Source organism: Chitinophaga ginsengisoli (genome assembly GCF_003014595.1).
GTDB classification, from domain to species: Bacteria; Bacteroidota; Bacteroidia; order Chitinophagales; family Chitinophagaceae; genus Chitinophaga; species Chitinophaga ginsengisoli.
On the sequence record NZ_PYGK01000004.1, the window covers coordinates 86,869 to 108,448 of the forward strand.

18 protein-coding genes and 2 tRNA genes are annotated in these 21,580 nt (G+C 46.5%); 10 read left to right on the top strand and 10 right to left on the bottom strand.

Annotation, left to right across the window (positions count from 1 at the left end; all coding sequences use genetic code 11):
• Positions 1-43: 43 nt before the first annotated feature.
• The 3 genes from CLV42_RS11205 to CLV42_RS11215 all read left to right on the top strand — a co-directional run bounded on the left by CLV42_RS11205 (position 44) and on the right by CLV42_RS11215 (position 4,627).
• A complete protein-coding gene (locus CLV42_RS11205) occupies positions 44-2,200 on the top strand; it encodes a cation:proton antiporter (protein WP_106602013.1) in 2,157 nt (718 codons plus the stop codon).
• Positions 2,201-2,510: 310 nt separating this feature from the next.
• Positions 2,511-3,842: a glycosyltransferase gene (locus CLV42_RS11210; RefSeq protein ID WP_106602014.1), complete on the top strand. Its 1,332-nt coding sequence runs from the start codon at positions 2,511-2,513 to the stop codon at positions 3,840-3,842.
• Positions 3,843-4,042: 200 nt separating this feature from the next.
• The gene (locus CLV42_RS11215; RefSeq protein WP_106602015.1) at positions 4,043-4,627 is read left to right on the top strand and encodes a hypothetical protein; all 585 of its coding nucleotides are present in this window, start codon (positions 4,043-4,045) and stop codon (positions 4,625-4,627) included.
• A gap of 139 nt (positions 4,628-4,766) precedes the next feature.
• Here CLV42_RS11215 and CLV42_RS11220 read toward each other — a convergent pair whose 3' ends face one another.
• The 4 genes from CLV42_RS11220 to mtaB all read right to left on the bottom strand — a co-directional run bounded on the left by CLV42_RS11220 (position 4,767) and on the right by mtaB (position 7,682).
• On the bottom strand, positions 4,767-5,807 hold the full coding sequence (locus CLV42_RS11220; RefSeq protein ID WP_106602016.1) for a cellulase family glycosylhydrolase: 1,041 nt from the start codon (positions 5,805-5,807) through the stop codon (positions 4,767-4,769).
• 223 nt (positions 5,808-6,030) lie between these two features.
• Positions 6,031-6,105: transfer RNA gene (locus CLV42_RS11225), tRNA-Val, on the bottom strand.
• A gap of 32 nt (positions 6,106-6,137) precedes the next feature.
• Positions 6,138-6,212 (bottom strand) — tRNA-Val (locus CLV42_RS11230).
• Between the two features lie 192 nt (positions 6,213-6,404).
• Positions 6,405-7,682, bottom strand: coding sequence for a tRNA (N(6)-L-threonylcarbamoyladenosine(37)-C(2))-methylthiotransferase MtaB (mtaB, locus tag CLV42_RS11235; protein WP_106602017.1), 1,278 nt, complete (start codon positions 7,680-7,682; stop codon positions 6,405-6,407).
• A 110-nt stretch (positions 7,683-7,792) separates the two neighbouring features.
• On the opposite strand from mtaB, the gene CLV42_RS11240 reads away from it, so the two are divergent.
• From CLV42_RS11240 to priA, 3 genes are all read left to right on the top strand, one after another.
• Positions 7,793-8,248 (top strand): DUF4258 domain-containing protein, encoded by a 456-nt coding sequence (locus tag CLV42_RS11240; RefSeq protein WP_106602018.1) that lies wholly within the window; start codon positions 7,793-7,795, stop codon positions 8,246-8,248.
• A gap of 65 nt (positions 8,249-8,313) precedes the next feature.
• Positions 8,314-9,054, top strand: a complete 741-nt coding sequence (locus tag CLV42_RS11245; protein WP_106602019.1) for a lysophospholipid acyltransferase family protein — start codon at positions 8,314-8,316, stop codon at positions 9,052-9,054.
• Positions 9,055-9,063: 9 nt separating this feature from the next.
• Positions 9,064-11,511, top strand: coding sequence for a replication restart helicase PriA (priA, locus tag CLV42_RS11250; RefSeq protein ID WP_106602020.1), 2,448 nt, complete (start codon positions 9,064-9,066; stop codon positions 11,509-11,511).
• Positions 11,512-11,514: 3 nt separating this feature from the next.
• Here priA and CLV42_RS11255 read toward each other — a convergent pair whose 3' ends face one another.
• The gene (locus CLV42_RS11255; protein WP_106602021.1) at positions 11,515-12,183 is read right to left on the bottom strand and encodes an NAD(P)H-binding protein; all 669 of its coding nucleotides are present in this window, start codon (positions 12,181-12,183) and stop codon (positions 11,515-11,517) included.
• 64 nt (positions 12,184-12,247) lie between these two features.
• Between CLV42_RS11255 and murB the strand changes: the two genes are divergently transcribed.
• Entirely contained in the window at positions 12,248-13,267 is a 1,020-nt protein-coding gene (murB, locus tag CLV42_RS11260; RefSeq protein ID WP_106602022.1) for a UDP-N-acetylmuramate dehydrogenase, read from the top strand.
• Between the two features lie 106 nt (positions 13,268-13,373).
• On the opposite strand, the gene CLV42_RS11265 is transcribed toward murB, so the two are convergent.
• The 5 genes from CLV42_RS11265 to nagB form a co-directional block, all read right to left on the bottom strand.
• Positions 13,374-14,345, bottom strand: a complete 972-nt coding sequence (locus CLV42_RS11265; RefSeq protein WP_106602023.1) for a YpdA family putative bacillithiol disulfide reductase — start codon at positions 14,343-14,345, stop codon at positions 13,374-13,376.
• A gap of 22 nt (positions 14,346-14,367) precedes the next feature.
• On the bottom strand, positions 14,368-15,066 hold the full coding sequence (locus CLV42_RS11270; protein ID WP_106602024.1) for a type 1 glutamine amidotransferase: 699 nt from the start codon (positions 15,064-15,066) through the stop codon (positions 14,368-14,370).
• 341 nt (positions 15,067-15,407) lie between these two features.
• Positions 15,408-16,295 carry a class I SAM-dependent methyltransferase gene (locus CLV42_RS11275; protein ID WP_106602025.1) on the bottom strand — a complete coding sequence of 296 codons (888 nt, stop codon included), beginning with the start codon at positions 16,293-16,295 and terminating at the stop codon, positions 15,408-15,410.
• A gap of 118 nt (positions 16,296-16,413) precedes the next feature.
• Entirely contained in the window at positions 16,414-16,848 is a 435-nt protein-coding gene (locus tag CLV42_RS11280; protein WP_106602026.1) for a phosphohydrolase, read from the bottom strand.
• Between the two features lie 79 nt (positions 16,849-16,927).
• Entirely contained in the window at positions 16,928-18,853 is a 1,926-nt protein-coding gene (gene nagB, locus CLV42_RS11285; protein WP_106602027.1) for a glucosamine-6-phosphate deaminase, read from the bottom strand.
• 340 nt (positions 18,854-19,193) lie between these two features.
• Here nagB and CLV42_RS11290 point away from each other — a divergent pair, with 340 nt between their 5' ends.
• From CLV42_RS11290 to CLV42_RS11300, 3 genes are all read left to right on the top strand, one after another.
• On the top strand, positions 19,194-19,613 hold the full coding sequence (locus CLV42_RS11290) for a hypothetical protein (protein WP_106602028.1): 420 nt from the start codon (positions 19,194-19,196) through the stop codon (positions 19,611-19,613).
• Positions 19,614-19,773: 160 nt separating this feature from the next.
• The gene (locus CLV42_RS11295) at positions 19,774-20,334 is read left to right on the top strand and encodes an RNA polymerase sigma-70 factor (RefSeq protein WP_245901612.1); all 561 of its coding nucleotides are present in this window, start codon (positions 19,774-19,776) and stop codon (positions 20,332-20,334) included.
• An 89-nt stretch (positions 20,335-20,423) separates the two neighbouring features.
• Entirely contained in the window at positions 20,424-21,542 is a 1,119-nt protein-coding gene (locus CLV42_RS11300; RefSeq protein ID WP_106602029.1) for a FecR family protein, read from the top strand.
• Positions 21,543-21,580: the final 38 nt, after the last annotated feature.

Here is a 21,580-nt window from a genome sequence, read left to right on the forward strand (position 1 = left end):
TGGATGATAATTATTATTATTGTGGTCACTAGAAGCGTAGGTTATGAATGTATTGAACGGCACTAAATTATTGATGGACATCAGCTTACCATTAAAAGATCCGGTTCCGATTTTCTCATTGGTATTGTTTATCATCCTGTTAGCTCCCATCATACTCCGTAAATTCCGTATTCCGAGCATAATAGGGCTGATAATAGCGGGGATGGCAATAGGTGATCATGGATTCAAGATCATTGAGAAGGGGAGTATTGACCTGTTTGGAAAGGCCGGCCTGCTCTACATTATGTTCCTTGCCGGCCTGGAGCTGGATATGACTGAGTTCAGAAAGAACCGCCACCGCAGTCTCGTCTTTGGCGCATTTACTTTTTTTATTCCGCTTATCTCCGGATATTTTGTCTGCACTTACCTGCTGCACTTCAATTTCATGGCCACGCTGCTGGTATCCAGCATGTTTGCGACCCACACACTGGTAGCTTATCCGCTGGCCAGCCGCCTGGGTATTACCAAAAATGAAGCGGTCACTGTTGCTGTAGGAGGTACTATCATTACTGATACGGCCGTGCTGGTGATCCTGGCGATCATCACCGGTGCAGCAGCAGGTAACCTCAACACACATTTCTGGATCCGTTTATCCGTATCCCTCATTGTGTTTGGTGCTATCATACTCTGGATATTCCCGATGATAGGACGCTGGTTCTTCAAAAAGATCAAAGACGACAAAACATCCCACTTCATATTCGTACTGGCGCTGGTATTCCTGGCCGCCTTCCTGGCCGAACTGGCAGGTGTGGAAGGCATCATCGGCGCGTTCCTGGCAGGTCTTGCCCTGAACCAGCTGATACCGCATACGTCTCCGCTCATGAACAGGATAGAATTCACAGGCAACGCTTTGTTCATTCCCTTCTTCCTGATCAGTGTAGGAATGCTGGTCGATCTGCGGGTATTGCTGAAAGGCCCTGAAGCCCTGATGATAGCCGGTGTGCTCACTACGATGGCCTTGACCAGCAAATGGTGCGCAGCCTTCTTTACGCAACTTTCATTTGGTTATACACCCACACAACGCAATGTTATCTTCGGATTGAGCGGCTCGCATGCGGCTGCTACGATCGCTGTCATACTCATTGGCTTCAACATGGGTATCATCAACGAGAATGTACTGAATGGGACTGTGGTGCTGATCCTGGTTACCTGCCTGGTAAGTTCTTTCGTGACAGAGAGTGCAGGCCGTAAACTGGCTATTGTGGAAGCTGATCGTAAACCTGCAGAAGAAGAGACGCCGGAAAGAGTACTGGTGCCTATTTCCCGGCAGGGGCATATGGAATCACTGCTGGACTTTGCTTTAATGATCAAGGACCCTGATGCGAGTACGCCTATTTATCCGCTGGCTGTAGTACAGGATGATGCGGAGGCAAAGCAGAAGGTAGCGTTGACGGGCAAGATCATGGATGCCGCTGTGATGTATGCCGGCGCTACTGAAAGTAAAGTACAGGCAGTGACACGTGTTGATCTCAACGTTTCTGATGGTATTGCACGTGCTGCAAAAGAACTGATGATCACAGATGTGGTATTGGGCTGGCCGGATAAAACCACTACCACAGAGCGCCTCTTCGGCTCTATCTTCGGTACCACATTCGATAACGTACTACAGAGTGTGTGGGAGAATGTCTATGTATGCGATTTCCACTATCCGTTGAACACCACCCGTAAACTGGTGCTCGTCATGCCTAAGAATGCTGAATATGAAATAGGATTTCTTCACTATATACAAAAGGTTTTTCTGCTCAGTAAACAGATAGGGGCAAGATTGCTGCTGTGCTGTTGTGCCAAAACACAGGCTGCTGTGGAAGCTTATCTGCAACAGTTTAAACTGAATATAGAGATCACATTCAAACCGTTCAGCAATATTGAAGAACTTTTAAAGCTTGAGAAGGACATCACAAAGAATGATCTCCTCATGGTTGTAGCTGCCCGTAAAGGAACACTTTCTCATCATCCTTATCTCGACGGCATGCCCGGACGTTTAAGTAAGCATTTTCCCGCCAACAGCATAGTGCTGATCTATCCTGAACAGACGGAGATGGATTACATTGAAGCAGGTGTGCAACCCGAAGACCTTACGCTGGCGCCTATACAGGAACAGCTGGCTAATCTGAATAAACTGGGTAAAGCAGTAAAACGCATCCTCCGGGGAAAGAAATAATTTACGCATCCTTTCCATGTGAATAAATGCATTCCCTTCACCGAAAGGGGATAGATCTCTCGCATCCCACAACCATTACATTCCCTCCATTACTCATTCTCCCATAGATATAGTAGTACTAAGATCAGGAATAAGATAGTGAATCTGCCCTGAATTAGGGGATGCCTTTTAACCGCATTCGGGGATAAGCGCTTCGCAGCCCCCAGCATAACTTTGCGCACATACCCATTCCCCCAAAAACAGGATACGGATAAGGTATAACTGTCTAGTATATACAGACCTCATTTAATCAGCAAACAACTTTTCAGTAATGACAAAGCACAACCAACAATTGAAAGGCAAAAAAGTCCTTTTTGGAACTGTACCTGCCGACGGACATTTTAACCCGCTGACCGGACTGGCAAAACATTTACAGGCATCTGGCTGTGATGTACGATGGTATACTTCCCCTCTCTTTACAAAGAAACTGGAGAAGCTGGGCATTCAGCATTACCCTTTCGTAAGAGCCCTGGACGTGAACCAGGACAATGTTAATACTATATTTCCTGAAAGGGCGTCGATCGACGATCCGGGAGCAAAGCTGGACTTTGACATGATAGAGTTTTTCGCTAAAAGGGCACCGGAGTATTATGAAGATCTCAAAGAAATCTATCCCTCTTTCCCTTTTGATATACTGATTGCAGATTCGCTATTTACTGCGACCCCATTTGTTAAATCCGGGATGAACATACCTGTACTATCAATAGGTATCGTTCCACTGGCAGAGAACTCTGTTGATCTTGCACCTTATGGGATGGCATTACCTCCTGCTACCAGTGAAGCGGAAAAAGCAAAGTATGCAGAGTTGCACGAGCTGATGACGGCCGTTGTGTTCAAAAAGTCAACTGATACCTTTGATGATATGCTGAATGGGTATAACATCCCTCACCAGAGGGGTTTCCTCTTTGATCTGCTGATACGGGAAGCTTCCTTATATCTCCAGATAGGAACGCCTTCTTTCGAATATGAACGCAGCGATATTGGAAAGAATGTCCGTTTTGTGGGTGCACTGATGGCATATTCCGGAGAGCAGACTACACCCTGGTTTGATGAACGCCTGACAAAATATAAGAAAGTCGTGCTGCTGACACAAGGCACTGTAGAGAAAGACATCAATAAACTGATCATTCCGACACTGGACGCCTTCAAAGATACGGATGTACTGGTAGTGGTTGCCACCGGCAACAACCAGACAGCCGCATTACGGGCCCGATATCCGTTTGATAACATCATTGTGTCGGATTATATTCCATTTGATGAGATCATGCCTTACGCCAGCGTTTATGTAACAAATGGAGGCTATGGCGGTACGCTGTTGAGCATTAAACATAAGTTACCGATGGTCGCTGCCGGTATACATGAAGGAAAGAGTGAAGTATGTGCCCGTATCGGTTACTTTAATCTGGGTCTTAACCTGGCTACGGATACGCCTACAGCAGAGCTGGTGAAGGATGCAGTGAATAAGGTGCTTGCAGACAGTAGTTATAAAGCGCACGTCTCCCGGTTGGCGGATGAAATAAATATCTACAATGCGATTGAAACAAGCACCGGTTATGTTGCCCAGCTGATAGCGGCACATGCTAAGAGTGCAGTTGCGCAGTAATGGAAACGTTGAGCCATCGTTTAAAATAGATAAGCCACAGGTCATTGGTGCCTGTGGCTTATTATTTTCTTGAAATTTCAATCACTGTTGTCAGTTTGCACCCGGAACTAATAATTTAGCTTCACCCTGGTATTTTAAAATCCAGGGTATATAATCGTCGCCCCACAACATCTACCCCTAAACCTTTTTAAATTCAAACCATGAAAAATTTCTTCTCTGTTTTGTGTGTCATACTGCTTTTTATCTGGGGATGTAGCGTGCCTGGGAGTACACAACGGTACAGAAGTCAACTGGATTCCGAAAGTGCCGGTAATAAACCCATTCCCGATGCTTTTAATCCATCTGATGGAATTTTATTGATTGAAGACTGGGCTGATCAGGATAGGTCAGTAGTTAAGAACTCAGTTTATGTAAGTTATCAAACAGATGATTATGTTAATAATTTTGTGACGAGAAACAAAAAAAGGATGATAGCGTATCTTAAGGAAAACTATCCATCTAAATATGAATTTGCCGCACAGAGTGAAATATATGGGTCAAAAGCAAAGTATAGTAATAAAACTGTTTATCAATATGCATTGGTGATTTCTTTGGTAAAGCGTAGCCAACGTATGGAAACCCAATTTTTCAGTGGCAATGAGGGATCGACACACCATCAGCCGATTTTCAGATATTACATTTATGACCGTTTAAATAATAAAACTTACGCCGCATTGGGATACGGGGCAAGTACCATTATGTTGGCTTTTAAAGGGGCGATTAAAAGAATTAACAGAAAGAGATGAGATAACCGCTCGGGGCGCAATCCCGGGATGATGGCAAAAAAAAGAAGGAAGCCGTCTCAAAAGTAATTGAGATGGCTTCTATTCTTTAACGGAATGTTTATGTTTGTTGGGTGAAAGCGGACGATGGCGTTCCTGCCATTTATAAACCCCAACCGTAACGCAACCTGAAAACGCCGGAGGAGTTCACTGTAGAAATAGTAATATTGGTACCACTGCCCCCGCGCTTTAGCAAGCTATAGGAATCGTTGTCGCGTAAACCTGGCCAGTAAACGCTTGCAATTTTATCGTTCCTGCAAACGTCGCTGGTTGAAACGATATAGGCAATTTCATTATCAGATTGTGGACCATTTTGATAATCTTTACCTGAATTCATAGTGGCGCCGAATTCAGTTATGACCGTGCGGCTTCCATAACTGCCTATACGGTTCCTCCAGTCAGTCCTCCAGTCAGCGGCACTATGGGTGGCCCAGTAAGCATAGTTATGAAGGCCCAGCAAACAGCTGCTGAACCGGCTATCTGCACCGACACCGGTAACATTTTCAGAATAGCCCTGACCATCCAATATGATTCTGCCTTTGGGAACATTAGGGAAATTTGAAAGGAACTGTGCATATATACCAGTCAATTGACTCAGCGTGTATCCATGCGGTTCATTGAACGGCTCAAAATATACGTTGCCGTTACCCTGGTATTTATTGACAATAGTGGTCCACATATTCCAGAAGTCGGTGGTGTTATCAATCAGACCATCCTTCGAGGACGCGCTTTCCCAGCAGGCGATAATAACTTTCCAGCCTTTACTGGTAGCTTTATCAATAGCCGCCGTATAACTTCCCCACCAACTTTCGGCTACGGAAGGTGGATTAACCGGAATACGTATCGTATTTACGCCGTTCACCGCATTGGAAAAACCGTTAAGAATGGCATCTGTTTTGGCAGCTACTGTGCTATAGCTGTCACTGGCCGTTAAACCAGAGGGGATCACCCAGCCATCTACAAAATTATCTCTTCCATCGGCCCAGTTTAATCCGGAGATACCTGCTGCGCCTACAGATTCAGTGGATACTACGTTTGTATTAGGGGCGTTGGGCGTTTCAACTATCTGATTATTTGTTTTAGTGCAGCTACCAGCAACAAGGATAGCCCCTGATATGTACAGTACATTCAGTAATTTTTTCATAACACGTGGGTTTTAATCGTTAATACTTAAAATTACCAGCTATTCCGGATCGGGAGGGGGGGGAATTCTTAAAAAAGAGGGGGGAAAATAACAATCGGAGAATCCGGTAATCATAACAAAACATCAATCAACCCCTTTAGGGGTTGTTTTGTTTGTAGCGCGGGGTGCAACCCCGGGATCCGCAAAAAAAAAGGTCCATCTATATAGATGGACCTTTCATATGTGGGAGTTGACGGATTCGAACCATCGACCCTCTGCTTGTAAGGCAGATGCTCTGAACCAGCTGAGCTAAACTCCCTTGAAGAAAAAAATCAGTGAAAAATTTAAGAGTGGGAGTTGGCGGATTCGAACCGTCGACCCTCTGCTTGTAAGGCAGATGCTCTGAACCAGCTGAGCTAAACTCCCTCTTTTTTTCTTCGTTACCGTCAGGCCTTTCGTCTGATGGGATTGCAAAGGTATAAACTATTTTTATTCTACCAAATTTTTTTGAGAAGATTTTGAAAAAAGTAAGTGACCTCTCAATTTGTATTATGCTAGAACACCTTACTGCAAAGGATTTGAGACGACTGAATTTATTAACAGATATTTTCTCTCACACTATTTCAGTTCCCAATCTATCAGCTGATTTGTCCATTCAAGACGATAAGGTGTTGTCACCTTGATGTAGTTATCCGTGTATCCTTCCATCATTCCATCCTTGCCATGTTTTTCAAACAGTACCTTTCTTGTTTCACCAAGATGTTGTTCATTGAAATACTGTTGTTTCTTATGGCTCAGGTTACGCAACATCTTGTTGCGTTCATTCCTTACGTGCACAGGTACTACAGGTGTAATATCAAGCGCAGCGGTATTGGCACGTTCAGAATAGGTGAATACGTGCAGGTAGCTGATGTCCAGTGAATGCAGGAAATCATATGTTTCCTGGAAGTGGGCATCAGATTCTGCGGGGAAGCCTACTATCACATCCACGCCAATGGCGCAATGCGGCATGAACTGTTTGATAAGTGCGACCTTTTCTGCATACAGTTCACGGCGGTAACGGCGACGCATCAGGCCGAGTATATCATTACTGCCACTCTGAAGGGGAATGTGGAAATGAGGCATGAACTTTTTGCTGTTGGCTACAAATTCAATGATCTCATTGCTCAGCAGGTTAGGTTCAATGGAAGAGATGCGGTAACGCTCGATGCCTTCCACTTTATCCAGTTCCTGTATCAGTTCAAAGAAGGTTTCTTCTCTTTTCTTACCGCCTTCCAGGCCTTTACCAAAGTCGCCCAGGTTAATGCCGGTCAGTACGATCTCTTTCACGCCGCTGGCTGCCAGGGAATGGGCATGTTGCACCACGCTGGCCACACTGTCGCTACGGCTTTTACCACGTGCCATAGGAATGGTACAGAAAGCGCAGGTATAGTCACAGCCATCCTGTACCTTGAGGAAGGTACGGGTACGGTCGTTCAGTGAATAAGAAGCATGGAAGGTGTTCACGTCTTCGATATCGCAGGAGCAGATCTTTGCGCTATCGCCTTTGGTGAGTGTTTTCAGATGATCGACAATATTGAACTTCTCTGCCGCCCCCAGTACCAGGTCAACGCCTTCAATTTCAGCGATCTCTTTCGGTTTCAGCTGCGCATAACAGCCGGTAATGACGATCATGCTTTCAGGGGCCCTCCGCTGGATACGGCGTACCAGGTGCCGGCACTCCTTATCCGCATTGTCGGTAACAGAGCAGGTATTAATCACATATACATCGGCCTGTTCCTCAAAATCGGTCTTCACAAATCCATCCTGTTCCAGCAGCCTGCTCAGGGAGGAGGTTTCTGAAAAGTTCAGCTTACAGCCGAGGGTATGAAATGCTACTTTTTTACCTGTTGTCATAAGGACGGCAAAGGTACCACCTTTTTTTTTATACTGGTTATATTGCCAAAATTGTATAGATTGCCGCCCGGCAGAGCAAATGCTGAAATATTTTGTAACAGAGCGTAACCATGAAATCTAAGGGCAAGTATGTACCTATGTTGTTATTAGCACTATTGTTGTGGCTGGCCTGGCAGCAACAATGGTGGAAAGGACCTCAGCGGCCTCCGCGTGTGTCTGCTTCCGGTAACACAAGTATCGCCAGGGCAAACCGCAAAAACACAGCTAATACTGGCAGCTACCCGGCAATCCTCGACCGGCACGCGCCACTGAAATATACCCGTCACGCCAGATGCCGGATGGCCTGCCGCCATGTCACTGAAGCCGAGGTGATCGAAATCCTGGAAACAGGGCGTGTAAATACAGAGAAATCCAATCCCCACGATGAGCCTTGCCCTACCTATGCATTGGAAGGCTATTCTGAAGAAGGACAGCACCTCCGGGTGGTCTTCGCTCCCTGTGAAGATACGACCAGCGTCGTTACCTGTATTGATCTGGACAAGGACTGGACTTGCAGCTGTAATTAGGTATTTCCATCTGTAAGCAGTAATTTTCCGGCTTCGATCCGACTAATAAAGAGACTGGCATTATTATGAAGTTACTGCTCAAACCGTTGCATGTAGTGTATATTATATACGCTGTAATTGTTTTTCTTGCTATCATGTTCCTCATCCTACCACCTATTTTCGTGGCTTCATTCTTTGGAAGAGTGAAAGGAGGGAACATCATCTTCTATTTCCTTCGCTTCTGGTCTCATACCTGGTTTCCTGCAGTAGGTATAAGGGTGAAAAGAATTTATAAGCATGACAGGAAGGATAAAACCCCTTACCTGTTTGTGGTGAATCACCGTTCCTATCTCGATGCTGCACTGGCCGTACAGGTCATGCGCCTGCCTTTCCGTCCGCTGGGAAAGATTGAAATGAAAAAGATCCCTTTTTTCGGGTTTATCTATAAACAGTCGGTTGTACTGGTAGACCGCAAGGACGCCAAAGCCCGATCGCGTAGCGTAAGAGAGATGATAGCCGTTCTCAAAGAAGGTGTCTCTATCCTGATCTTCCCTGAAGGAACTACCAATCACACCGATCAACCGCTACAACCATTCCATAACGGTGCTTTCCGTATAGCCATTGAAACGCAGACGCCCATTCAGCCTGTCCTGTATCTCGATAATGGAGACCGCCTCCACGCCCAGGGATTCAACCTGAATCCTGGTCGCTGCCGGGTGGTATACCTGCCTCCTGTACCTGTTGCCGGACTGACAATGGACGACCTGCCAACCCTGAAACAGCAGGTGTTTGATATTATGGAACGGGAATTGAAAGCTAGTGTATAACAATTTCAAATGAAGTTTGCTGACGTCATACTGCCATTGGCCCTGCCAAAGAATTACACTTACTCGGTGCCTCCCCATATGGAGGAAACCCTGAAGGTAGGCAGCCGTGTGGCCGTACAACTGGGCAAACAGAAGAAATATGCAGGTATTGTAAAGGCCATCCATGAACAGGCCCCGGCCGATTACAGGACCAAGCCTCTCCTGGATATGCTGGATAAAGATCCGGTAGTATATCCTACACAACTGTCATTCTGGCAATGGTTGTCGTCTTATTATATGTGCAGTGAAGGGGAAGTGCTGAATGCCGCCTTGCCCGCCCACCTGAAGCTCTCCAGCGAGACCTTGCTGCTGTTTAACGACGCCTATGGCGATGATTTCACTGCCCTCGATGATGATGAATACATGGTGGCAGAAGCCCTGCATATACGAAAAGAACTGAGAATAGAAGAAGTACAGCTGATTCTCGATAAGGCAGACGTATACTCTACCATCAAGAAGCTGATAGAAAAGAAGGTATTGCTGGTGTATGAAGAGCTGAAAGAGGTCTATAAGGAGAAGAAGGAGAACTATGTGCAGCTGCATGCGCAATACGAAGACGAAGAACTACTGGCGCCGCTCTTCAATGAACTATCCCGGGCACCTAAGCAGATGGAACTGCTGCTGGCTTATCTCCACCTGGTAAAAACACAGGGCAGTGTACTGCAGAGTGAACTACTGAAAAAATCAGGCGCTACCACCGCACAGCTGAAAGGACTGGTAGACAAAAACGTGGTGTGGATAGAGCAGCGGGTGGTAGACCGTGTGCCTGGCAATGGTAAAGCAGAAGTACAGATCGACTTTGAACTCAGTCCTGCACAGGAGAAAGCCCTGGCGGAAGTACGTAGCAGCTTTGCGGCCAGACAGGTCACCTTACTGCATGGCGTTACATCCAGCGGTAAAACACAGTTGTATGTAAAACTGATCGAGGAATATGTGGCCAGTGGTAAACAGGTATTATATCTCCTGCCGGAAATAGCCCTGACAGCACAGATCGTGCGTCGCCTGCAGAAACATTTTGGTAAGAAGATCGGAATCTATCATTCCCGTTTTAATAACAACGAAAGGGTAGAGATCTGGAATAAGGTAAAGACCGGCGAACTGCAGATATTGCTGGGCGCACGTTCCAGCTTATTACTGCCTTTCCGTGACCTGGGCATGATCATCCTGGATGAGGAACACGATACCTCCTACAAACAGCAGGACCCTGCCCCCCGTTATCACGCCAGAGATGCGGCTATCTATTACGCCGGATTGTTCAGCGCCAAGGTATTACTGGGTTCCGCTACGCCTTCCCTGGAATCCTATTTCAATGCACAGCAGGGGAAATACGGACTGGTGGAGTTGATGGAGCGTTTCGGCGGACTGGAAATGCCGGAAATAGAAATTGTGGATGTAAAGAAGGAACGTGCAGAAAAGAATATGCAGGAGAACTTCACGCCACAGCTCAATGCCGCCATCAGCAACAGTATGGCAGCCGATAAACAGGTGATCCTTTTCCAGAACAGGCGTGGATATGCGCCCTTCCTGATGTGTACTACCTGCGGCTGGATACCCAATTGTAAGAACTGTGACGTGTCCCTGACCTATCACCGTAACCAGGATAAACTGCATTGTCACTATTGCGGTACCCGCTATCCTTATCCGCAGACCTGTGCGGCCTGTGGCAGTCAGACGCTCATTCCGAAAAGTTTTGGTACCGAGAAGATAGAAGACGATCTGCAGCAGCTGTTTCCGAAGGCACGTATAGCCCGTATGGATATGGATGCTGTGCGCAACAAGGATAGTCATAACAAGATGATCCAGCTGCTGGAACAGCGCGGTATAGACATCCTGGTAGGCACGCAGATGGTGGTGAAAGGACTGGACTTTGAGAATGTGAACCTGGTGGGAATATTAAGTGCAGATAGTTTACTGAGCTTCCCCGACTTCCGTGTGAATGAAAGGGCTTTTCAGCTGATGGAACAGGTGAGTGGACGTGCCGGTAGAAAACATGGAAAAGGGAAAGTAATTATACAGGCCAGCAATACACGCCATCCAATCTTGCATTATGTCACCAGCCATGACTACAAAGCGATGTATGCTGCGGAAATTGCAGAGCGGGAGCGTTTTGGCTATCCACCTTTTTACCGCTTGCTGAAGATTACCCTCAAACATAAGAATCAGCAGACCGTAGAACAGGCTGCACAGGTATTAGGCAACTGGTTGCGGCCGCATATAGGGCCAAGACTGGTGGGACCTGCCGTACCATTGGTAGGGCGTGTACGCAATAATTACCTGCAGGAAATGCTGATTAAGTTACCCCGCGATTCAAAAGTTATCGCCAATACCAAACGGCTGTTACAGGAGCATTTTATCAGGCTGCTGGCAGAAAAGCAGTTCCGTTCGGTGATCATTGTACCGGATGTGGATTGTACATGATCTTTATCTTCCCTGCGCCGCCAGTTCCTTAATGGCATCATATTCATACACGTGTGTACCATCGGGTGCTTTCTTTGATGCGGTGAGCATCGCACGGGCAACATTGGCCGCTTTAACAGGACGATATTTCCGCCAGCGTCCCTGCCACAGAAAATAGAATACCATCGAAAGCACTATTCCCAGCCATTCTTTGAGTCGGAATACTTTGCGTATACCGATCAGGATAGAGGGACGGAAGATATGCAATGAGGGGAAGCCCAACCTTTCCACCGCCTGCTCTACTTCTCCTTTTGTGCGGAGGTAGAAATTGCGGGAATGGGCGTTGGCGCCGATGGCAGAGATCAGCAGGAACTGTTGTATACCATGCCTGCGGGCAAGGGTAGCACAGCGTACGGGTATTTCGAAATCCACTTCGCGGAACCGTTCTTTGGAGCCTGCCTGACGGATGGTGGTGCCAATGCAGCAAAAGAGTACATCGCCCTGCAAAGCCTCAGAGAGGCCTTCCTCATCATTAAAATCAACCAGCACGACTTCCAGGCCAGGCCGCTGTTTGAAAGAAGGGCTGCGCAACAGCACCTTTACCTTACTGAAGTTAGGATCATGCAGCAGTAAAGTGACCAGCGTCGTGCCTGTGAGTCCGGTAGCGCCTATTACAACAGCAGTTTGAGGCATGGTTTTATTATATTTGTCGGTTGTTGAATGCTGCAGCGCAGCTTTATACTAAATTTACGATCATATGCGCATATCCGAAAATGTTTCGCTCAGGTCTTATAATTCGTTTGGCATTGGTGGCCAGGCACGTTTCTTCGCAACTTTTACATCCATAGATGAGTTGAAGCAACTGCTGGAAAATCCGCCTTTACCGGAGTTGCCTCATATGATACTGGGAGGTGGTAGTAATATCCTCTTTGTCCGCAATTTTTTTGAAGGGATCATCTTAAAGAATGAAGTAAAAGGCATCGAAGTAGTACGTGAAGATGACCAGTACGTATATGTGAAAGTAGGGGCAGGAGAGAACTGGCATGGCTTTGTGATGGATTGCATCCAACATAACCGCGCAGGACTCGAAAACCTGTCGCTCATACCTGGTAATGTAGGCGCCAGCCCTATGCAGAATATCGGTGCTTATGGTGTGGAGATCAGGGATTGCTTCCATGAGCTGGAAGCCTATCATTTGCAGGACCATACGCTCGTTACCTTCAATAACGCCGATTGTCAGTTCGGATACCGTGAAAGTGTTTTCAAACGCAAATACAAGGGACAGTTTGCGATTATTTCTGTGACCTATCGTTTATCCAAACATCCGCAGTTCAACACCAGCTATGGTGCCATCGAAGAAGAACTGAAACATATGGGTGTGCAGGAGTTGAGTATAAAAGCCATCAGTCAGGCGGTGATCAATATCCGTAGTTCCAAACTGCCTAATCCGGCGGAAATAGGTAATGCTGGTAGCTTCTTCAAGAACCCGACAGTAGATGCGGCAAAGCATGCAGCCTTGAAAGCATCATTCCCGAATATCGTTGCCTATCCCGTAGCTGACGGCGATTATAAGCTGGCAGCAGGCTGGATGATAGAACAGTGTGGCTGGAAAGGTTTCAGGGAAGGAGATGCAGGTGTACACGCCCGTCAGGCCCTGGTGCTGGTAAATTATGGTAATGCTAGCGGCGATGAGATCTATCGTTTATCGCAGCGGGTGCTCGACAGCGTGGAGGAGAAGTTCGGTGTGGAGCTGGAAAGAGAAGTGAATATCGTCTGATTATTCAGCAGGAACATATTACAGAGAGCCTCGATGCGCTCAATTGCTTCAGTCAGCCCGCCTCATTTAGGCGGGCTGACTGTTTGTAGCCCATGCGGGGTGTCTGTTATTCTCGCATCTTCCCTGCTATATGCGTAATGATCTTATCTGCATGATCTCTTGAGTTCTCAATGAACCATACATGCGTATCCATCCCGCCGCAAACCACACCTGCCAGGTAAACATCAGGCATATTCGTCTCCATGGTATCCGGATTGTAAGTAGGATATTTCTTCGCATCACGGCTCAGGGTAATACCCACTTTTTCCAGGAAGTTGAAATTAGGTTGATAGCCTGTCAGTGCCAGCACAAAATCATTCTGTATGGTAACCATACCTTCCGGCGTTAAGATATCCACTTCATTTTCCCTGACGGCTTTTACGTGGGAGTGGAAATAAGCCTTGATACTACCTTCTTTAATACGGTTTTCTATATCCGGTTTCACCCAGTATTTCACCCGTTTCCCGATCCCTTCTTCCCTGATCACCATGGTAACGTCGGCGCCTTTCCGGTAGGTTTCCAGGGCAGCATCCACAGAAGAGTTGTTGGCGCCTATCACGACTACTTTCTGCGCCGCATAGAAATGAGGGTCTTTGTAGTAGTGATTGACCTTGGCCAGGTGTTCACCCGGTATGTTCAGCATATTGGGAATATCATAAAAGCCTGTGGCAATGATCACATGCCGGGCTTTATAGGTCGTTTTATCGGTGGTGATGGTATAATCATCCCCCGTGCGTTTAATGTCCTCTACGGGCTCGAATAAGCGCACATTCAGGTGATTGGAGATAGTGACCCTGCGATAGTATTCCAGCGCCTCAGGGCGCATCGGTTTGGCGCTGATCGAGACAAAGGGGATACCGCCGACTTCCAGCCTTTCCGAAGTGGAAAAGAAGGTCATGTATAGCGGATAATTGTAGAGGGAGTTGGTAAGGCATCCTTTTTCTGCAATAACATAACTTAATCCTGCCTTTTGTGCCGCCAGCCCGCATGCTATGCCAATAGGGCCGGCCCCTACTATGAGTATATCGTATGTGTCCATAAGAGTTTAAAATTACGAATGATCATTCGTAATTGCTAGTCAGGAAATCCAGTAAACGGAACATCGTTATGTTACCTCCCTCTATATATCGCTGTTCGCTTTTAATCGTATCTGCATCCTGCACATAAGCCGCAGGGACGAGTTCTTCTATGCCATGCTGCACCATGGCGCTGAGCGATTCCGGGGTTGCCTCAAAATGATATTGCAACCCTATCACATTATGCCCTATCAGGAAGGCCTGATTACGGGTAACCGGTGAGGCGGCAAAACCTATGGCCCCTTCGGGCAGGTCAAACGTATCTCCATGCCAGTGAAAAACGGTCTGGGCTTCAGGCAGTTCTACCGCCAGGGCAGGTGGCAGCAGGGCGGTAGCGTACACCACCGGGAACCAGCCGATCTCTTTCTGTGTGTTGGCATATACATTGGCCCCCAGGGCGGTGGCAATGAGTTGTGCCCCAAGGCAGATGCCCAGTACCTTTTTACCTGCCTGGATGGCCTCCAGGATGCATTGTTTTTCTGCTTGCAACCAGGGGTGTGCTGCTTCATCGTGTACGCTCATGGGCCCTCCCATAATGACCAGCAGATCAACTCTTGCCATATCCGTCCGCATCGGATGTTCATACCACCTGGTATAAGTAACCGTATGGTGATGTGTATGAGCCCAGTCTAAAATGCACCCCGGACCCTCAAAAGAGACATGTTGAAAAATGTGAATGTGCATAATATATAATATTCTGTTACTGTAAAATCTAATGGTAGTAAAATCAGTATATAATAATGTTTTTAAACAGTCTTTGTAAAGCCGCTATCCCAGTGCATTCCCTGAGATAACCCATATATAACCCATATATAAGCCATATATGACCCATATTTAATCCATATCTATAAAGATATGGGTTATATATGGGTCATATGTGGGTATCAGATAGTTTATATGTGGGATATAGTAAATAGCAGACAGGGATAGCAGGGATAGCAGACACCGGTTTAAGGGCGCTGACAGCCTGCGCAGGATTTGACGTCTGCGCTGTATCGGGAGATGATTAAGAGGAAGCCTTATGGTTATCTGACCCGTGCCATGGCTACACGGTAAAATTCATAGCCTTTCATGTCAGCGGCGTCATCGCCAAAGTACATGCGGCGGAAGGCGGGTGTATCGAGGTTATATAGCAGTTCCATGTTGTAGGAGGCCAGAAATTCCTTTATACCGGCAGGATCGATACCGAAGTTCCAGAACTCGTTATTGCGGCGTAAAAGCTTTGTAACGCTCACTGCGCCGGTGAACTTTTCGGGCTTGTCAAGCATCTCTTTGTCTACATAGGTGAAAACAATGATGGTACCGGGGCGGAAGCTTTTGAAGTAGTCAAAGGCCCGGGTAGCGAAAGGGGCTGTCAGGTTGTTGGTTACCCCTTCCCAGACGAACATGGTTTTATAGTGGCCCTGCTGGAAGATCTGGGTGATCACATTATCCAGGTCCTGGGTTTCGAAGTCTACGGGCACATAATTGACCATTGCTTCCCGGCCATTCCTGCGCCAGTTCCTGTCCAGTATCTCCCTTTTTTCAGCCTGGAAGCTGGGGTGGTCTATTTCGACGAACTGTATACGTTTCTTTGTTTTCAGGCGTAAGGCCCTGGAATCATAGCCGGCGCCGAATACGATCACCTGGTTCACGCCTTCATCGTGAATGGTGTTCTCGATCATCACATCAACCAGTCTTGTTCTGGCAGAGCAGCAGGTGAGCGCACCCTTCCAGTTCCTGTCTATAAACCAGGCAATGAAGCTATTCAGAAAAGGGACATGAGACAGTTTTTCAACCAGTCTGAGAGAGGATGGCAGGAAAAGTTTCGCAAAAGGATCATAAAATAAGCGCTTATTTTCAGGGCGGTTCGATTCAATAGCACGTAATAAGGCCAAATAGGTCGCAGCCTTGCCGGCAGGAACCAGATTCATAACGTCTTCTAGTTTTTAATTTGGATATGCAGATTACAAACATAATAGGTTTAGCAATGCATTACTAACTAAGACAGATATTGGTTTAAAATTTATGTCGTCTAAATGTAGCAAATATTTATTTACCGGAAATGACAGCGGCAATTTTATTGTAAGCCCTGAGGTATTTGTTTAAGCGGGGGATATCCTTTTCTGATATTTCTGGAATACGCCTGATATCCATATTGTCTGTCAGGTCATTTATTTTCACCGCGCAGGCAAGCCGGTTGGTGATAGTACGGTTAATGAAGTGATCATAGTCTTCATCTTCAGACAACTTGGTCACACAGCGCAAGGCTTCCAGCTGATAGGACGTCAGGCCTTTCTCCACCAGCTGTTCGAAGGTCCAGGAGGTATCTTCTACTACATCATGCAGCACACCAACGACCTTTTCGTCTTCTGTTTTACCGAGTTCCATTACCCGCATCACATGTTTGAGATAAGGGGCTCCGTATTTGTCCAGCTGGCCGGCATGGGCCTCCACTGCAATCGATATGGCTGTAGCGAGTGTCATGTAATAAAGCTACGGAAAACAAATAAAAAACCCCCGTTCGTTTCCGAACGAGGGTCAAATGTATTTTTAAAGCTGGCGATTACATGAAATGATATCTCACGAAAGCCTCCATAGCCGCATATTTCTGCAAACCTAACTGATCGTACAGGTTAGCGGTATTTGCGTTACGGTCTTCCGCTCTTTCCCAGAACTCACGGAGGTCAGTACCCTGGAAAGGTACCACGTCTTTCTGGCTCTGGTGGATGAAGATACCCAGGCGTTTCTGTAATACCTGGTCAGGGCTCATTGGTACAGCCATTTCGATCTCATGGATGTTCCATTCCTGCCATGCACCTTTATACAGCCATACCCAGCAGTCTTTCATGAAGTCTTCGTGTTTCAGTCTTTCCAATGCTGCAAAGATGATGTCCAGACATACCTTGTGGGTACCGTGTGGGTCAGCGAGGTCGCCTGCGCAGAAGATCTGCTGAGGTTTTACTTCGCGGAGCAGGTCTACCGTCATCTGGATATCTTCTTCACCCATTGGTTTTTTCTCTATCGTACCTGTTTCATAGAAAGGCAGGTTCTGGTAGTGAATATTCGTTTCAGGGATACCTACATAGCGGCAGGTAGCCTTTGCTTCACCACGACGGATCAGGCCTTTGATGGCGCGGATCTCAGGTGTATCTTTCTGGCTAGGCTTCTTCACGCGGAGGAATGCTTTCGCATCTTCCAGGATCTGGGAGCTCTTGCTACGGTCGATGTCGAACATACCTTCGAAACCTACGGCGAAGTCGATGAAACGTAGTACGAATTCATCTGTAACAGCGATGTTACCGGAAGTCTGGTACGCTACGTGTACATCGTGTCCCTGTTCGTGCAGGCGGATGAAGGTACCTCCCATGGAGATGATATCATCGTCGGGGTGAGGGGAGAAGATCAGTACGCGTTTGTGCAGCGGCTCTGAACGTTCAGGATGGCTAGGCAGCTGTGCGCCTGGTTTACCACCTGGCCATCCAGTGATGGTGTCGCGGATACCGTTGAACTCTTCGATGTTCAGTTCATAGGCAGAACCATACTGTACGATCAGGTCGTTCAGACCGTTTTCGTTGTAGTCTCTGTCTGTGAGCATCAGGATCGGCTTGTTCAGTTTTAAAGCCAGGTTGGTTACTGCTTTACGACGGAGTTTAGGTGTCCATTCGCAGTCGCCGGTGAGCCAAGGCTCTTTGAAGCGGGTCAGCTCTTCAGCTGCCTGTTCGTCGATCACGAATTTACAGTCAGGATGCTGTTGCAGCAGGGATGCAGGAACCTGATCGGTGCTATGGCCTTCTACAGACCTGCGTACGATCTTGGCTTTGTGTGTACCCCATGCCAGCAGTATAATGCGTTTTGCTTTGAAAATTGTGCTCAGACCCATGGTGATGGCCAGACGAGGTACCTGGCTCATATTGGCAAACTCGAATGCGTTAGCCTGTCTGGTAGCGTTATCCAGGGTAACCAGGCGAGTATGTGAGGTCAGGGTAGAACCAGGCTCGTTGAAACCGATATGACCGTTTGTGCCGATGCCCAGGATCTGGAGATCAATACCACCGGCTGCTTCTATGCGGCGCTCATATTCAGCGGCATATTCTTTCACTTTTTCCTTAGGCAGAGTGCCGTCCGGAACATGACAATTCTCTGCAGGAATATCAATGTGATTAAAGAGCTGCTCTTTCATGAACCTGTTGTAGCTCTGAAGTGCATCTGCTTCCAGCGGATAATATTCATCCAGGTTGAAAGTGATTACATTTTTAAAGCTAAGCCCTTCCTCTTTATGCAGTCTTACCAGTTCTGCATACAGGTATTTGGGAGTTGAACCGGTTGCAAGGCCCAGTACAACTGGTTTGTTAGAACCCTGCCTTTCTTTAATCAGTGCTGCTATTTCCTGCGCAACTGCTTTGGAACCGTCTTTAGCAGTAGGATATATATCCACGGCTATTTGTTCGAAACTGTCGATCAGTTCAATTTCCTGATGATTAAGCGTCATGATCTATGTTTTGGATTAGATGCGGTTTAAAAACGAGACGGAAAATTAAAAAAAATCTCTCTATCCACATAGGATTTCGGGGTTTTGTTTAAGTTATATTCATAAGATTTCGATAAACGTACAGAATACCCTTAACATACTACACGGAAATGAGATAAAACCATCAGTGGTTAAAACGCGTTAATTATTGATAGAAACTATCGGAACCTTGCAAAAATAAAGCGGTTATAAGGGCATAACCGCTGCCCAACCTCAAATATTCCGCTATTCCGCCCGGGGCGCTACAAGCAGCCCTGTTGTCACGTACCCGGTCAGTTCAATCTTTAAAATCTACATGTTTATGAAAAGGTCACCTTTAACGATGCTTTGCATCTGCCTCTTCCTGGCTGCCAGTGTAAACACAAATGCAGCAACTCCCCGGCCGGTATACAGTAAATATGCTGCCGAGGAATGGTCTAAAGCTAAAGACGGTATCTGGAGTGGGGTGAAAGACAAGAAAAACTACTGGTATAAGTTAGATAAAGACGGGAAGCTCTGGTCGAGCACCAATGGCAAGAAATGGACTGCCGTGGACGACGGTATATGGTGCGATAAAGATGGGAACTGCCTGAAAATAAACGATAGTAAACTGATGTGGAGCGCTGATAAAGGCACGAGCTGGTCAGAAGTGCCGGAATGGAAATGGGAAGGCCCCAAAAATGAATGGTATAAATTCGATAAAGACTGGACTGTCTGGGTAACAGGTATGGAAATGTTATAACCTGACAGTATCCATTTATTTCAAATTATTTTGAATGCTTAATATTGAACATGTGTTTAGTATTAAGCATTTTTTATTTTAACTTTATCCGCCACCAGTAGAGAATCATTAATTAGTAGTAAACGCAGGGGTCAATCAACTAATATCAACCAATTTCGTAGTGCAGCCAGATCATGCCACTATACAGATGCTCGCCGGGAGGATTGCAACAGGGGACGAAAATGCATACAGGCAGTTATTCAGGCTTTTCTACAAGCCGCTGTGCCAGTTTGCTTCTTCCATCGTAAAATCCAGCGAACCAGCAGAGGAAATAGCTTCAGACGTTTTCGTAAACATCTGGAAGAACAGGGAACGGCTCTTACAAGTCGGCAACCTGAAGATATACCTCTATGTATCTACCCGTAACACTGCTCTTAACTACCTGAATAAACAACAGTTACAGCATTTTAGCCTCGACGAACTATCTGTAGAACTGACTGTTGCTGACAATACGCCCGAACAACTGATGATATCCGGTGAAATGGCCCGGAAAATGGCAGAAGCGGTCAATAACCTGCCACCCCGCTGTAAGATCATCTATAAACTGATCAGGGAAGATGGCCTTAAGTATAAAGAAGTGGCCAGCATACTGGAAATCTCTGTCAACACGATCGATGTGCAGATGGCTATTGCCTGTAAAAAGATCAGTGAATCCCTCCGTTTATACCTGCCCAAACGTTAGCGGTACTTTTTTTAAATTTTTTTTCAAAAGACTTAGTAGATGTCTGCAAATCTCTTGTCTTATTAAGTGTAAAGCCCATAAAAAATTTTATGAGTCAAGACAGAACCTGGATATTGCTGGGAAGAAAGATATCAGGTGAAGCCACGTTAGATGAACTGAGGGAGCTGGAGATGTTGTTAAAAGAGGATGCACAACTGAGTTATCAGGCATCCCTGATCAGGGAACTGGAGCTGCGTACACCTGACAATACGGGGGAAACGGAAACCGCGCTGGAAAAGCATATGCAGCGTATGCAGGAACTGTACCCGGAAGATTTCCAGGTCACTGCAACGCCATCTGCCATACTTCCGGTCATACCGGAGAACAGGTCCTGGCTGAGAAGGAATGGTATCCGTGTGATGGCGGTGGCAGCTTCGCTGCTACTGGTGATGGTGGCCGGATGGTGGAGCCTGCGTGACCATAAAAAGACGAACACCGACAATAAAGAACTGGTAAGCGAAATAGCTACCCGGCATGGGTCCCGTACGACGGTTACATTGCCCGACGGATCCGTTGTTTTCCTTAATGTAAGCAGTAAGCTGACCTATGATTACGGAAAAGACGACAGCAGGCAGGTAGTGCTGGAAGGAGAGGCGTTTTTTGATGTATTTAAAGACGAACAAAGACCTTTTATCATCCATACGAAAAAGATGGACATTACAGTATTAGGGACGACTTTTAACGTCAGGGCTTATGATGAGGATAAAACAGTAGAAACCTCATTAATACAGGGGAAAGTAGAAGTAACAATAAAAGGGGAGGTACCGGAGAAGGTCATTTTATCCCCCAACCAAAAGATTGTATTATTTAACGGAGAACAGCAACCAAAGGTGGTTTCAGCACCTGTTCCCGGAAATCCGGACAGGGAAGCATACCGGCTGGAAGAAGTGACGGTAAATCCGCACGACAGCCTTGTAGCAGAAACAGCCTGGAAAGAGAATTGTCTTGTGTTTAACAATGAGCGCTTTGCCGACATAGCACTTAAAATGGAAAGATGGTACGATGTACAGATCATTTTTAAAGACAAGCAGGTAGAAGATTACCGCTTCACAGGAACTTTTATTAACGAAACAGTCGATCAGACATTAGAAGCGCTACGGTTTACATCTCCATTTCAGTACCGCATTGACAAAAAGAAGATCATCATTAACGCGATAAACCGTCCATAATTGAACTTATGAAGTAAACTATGGGACCTTTTGAACTT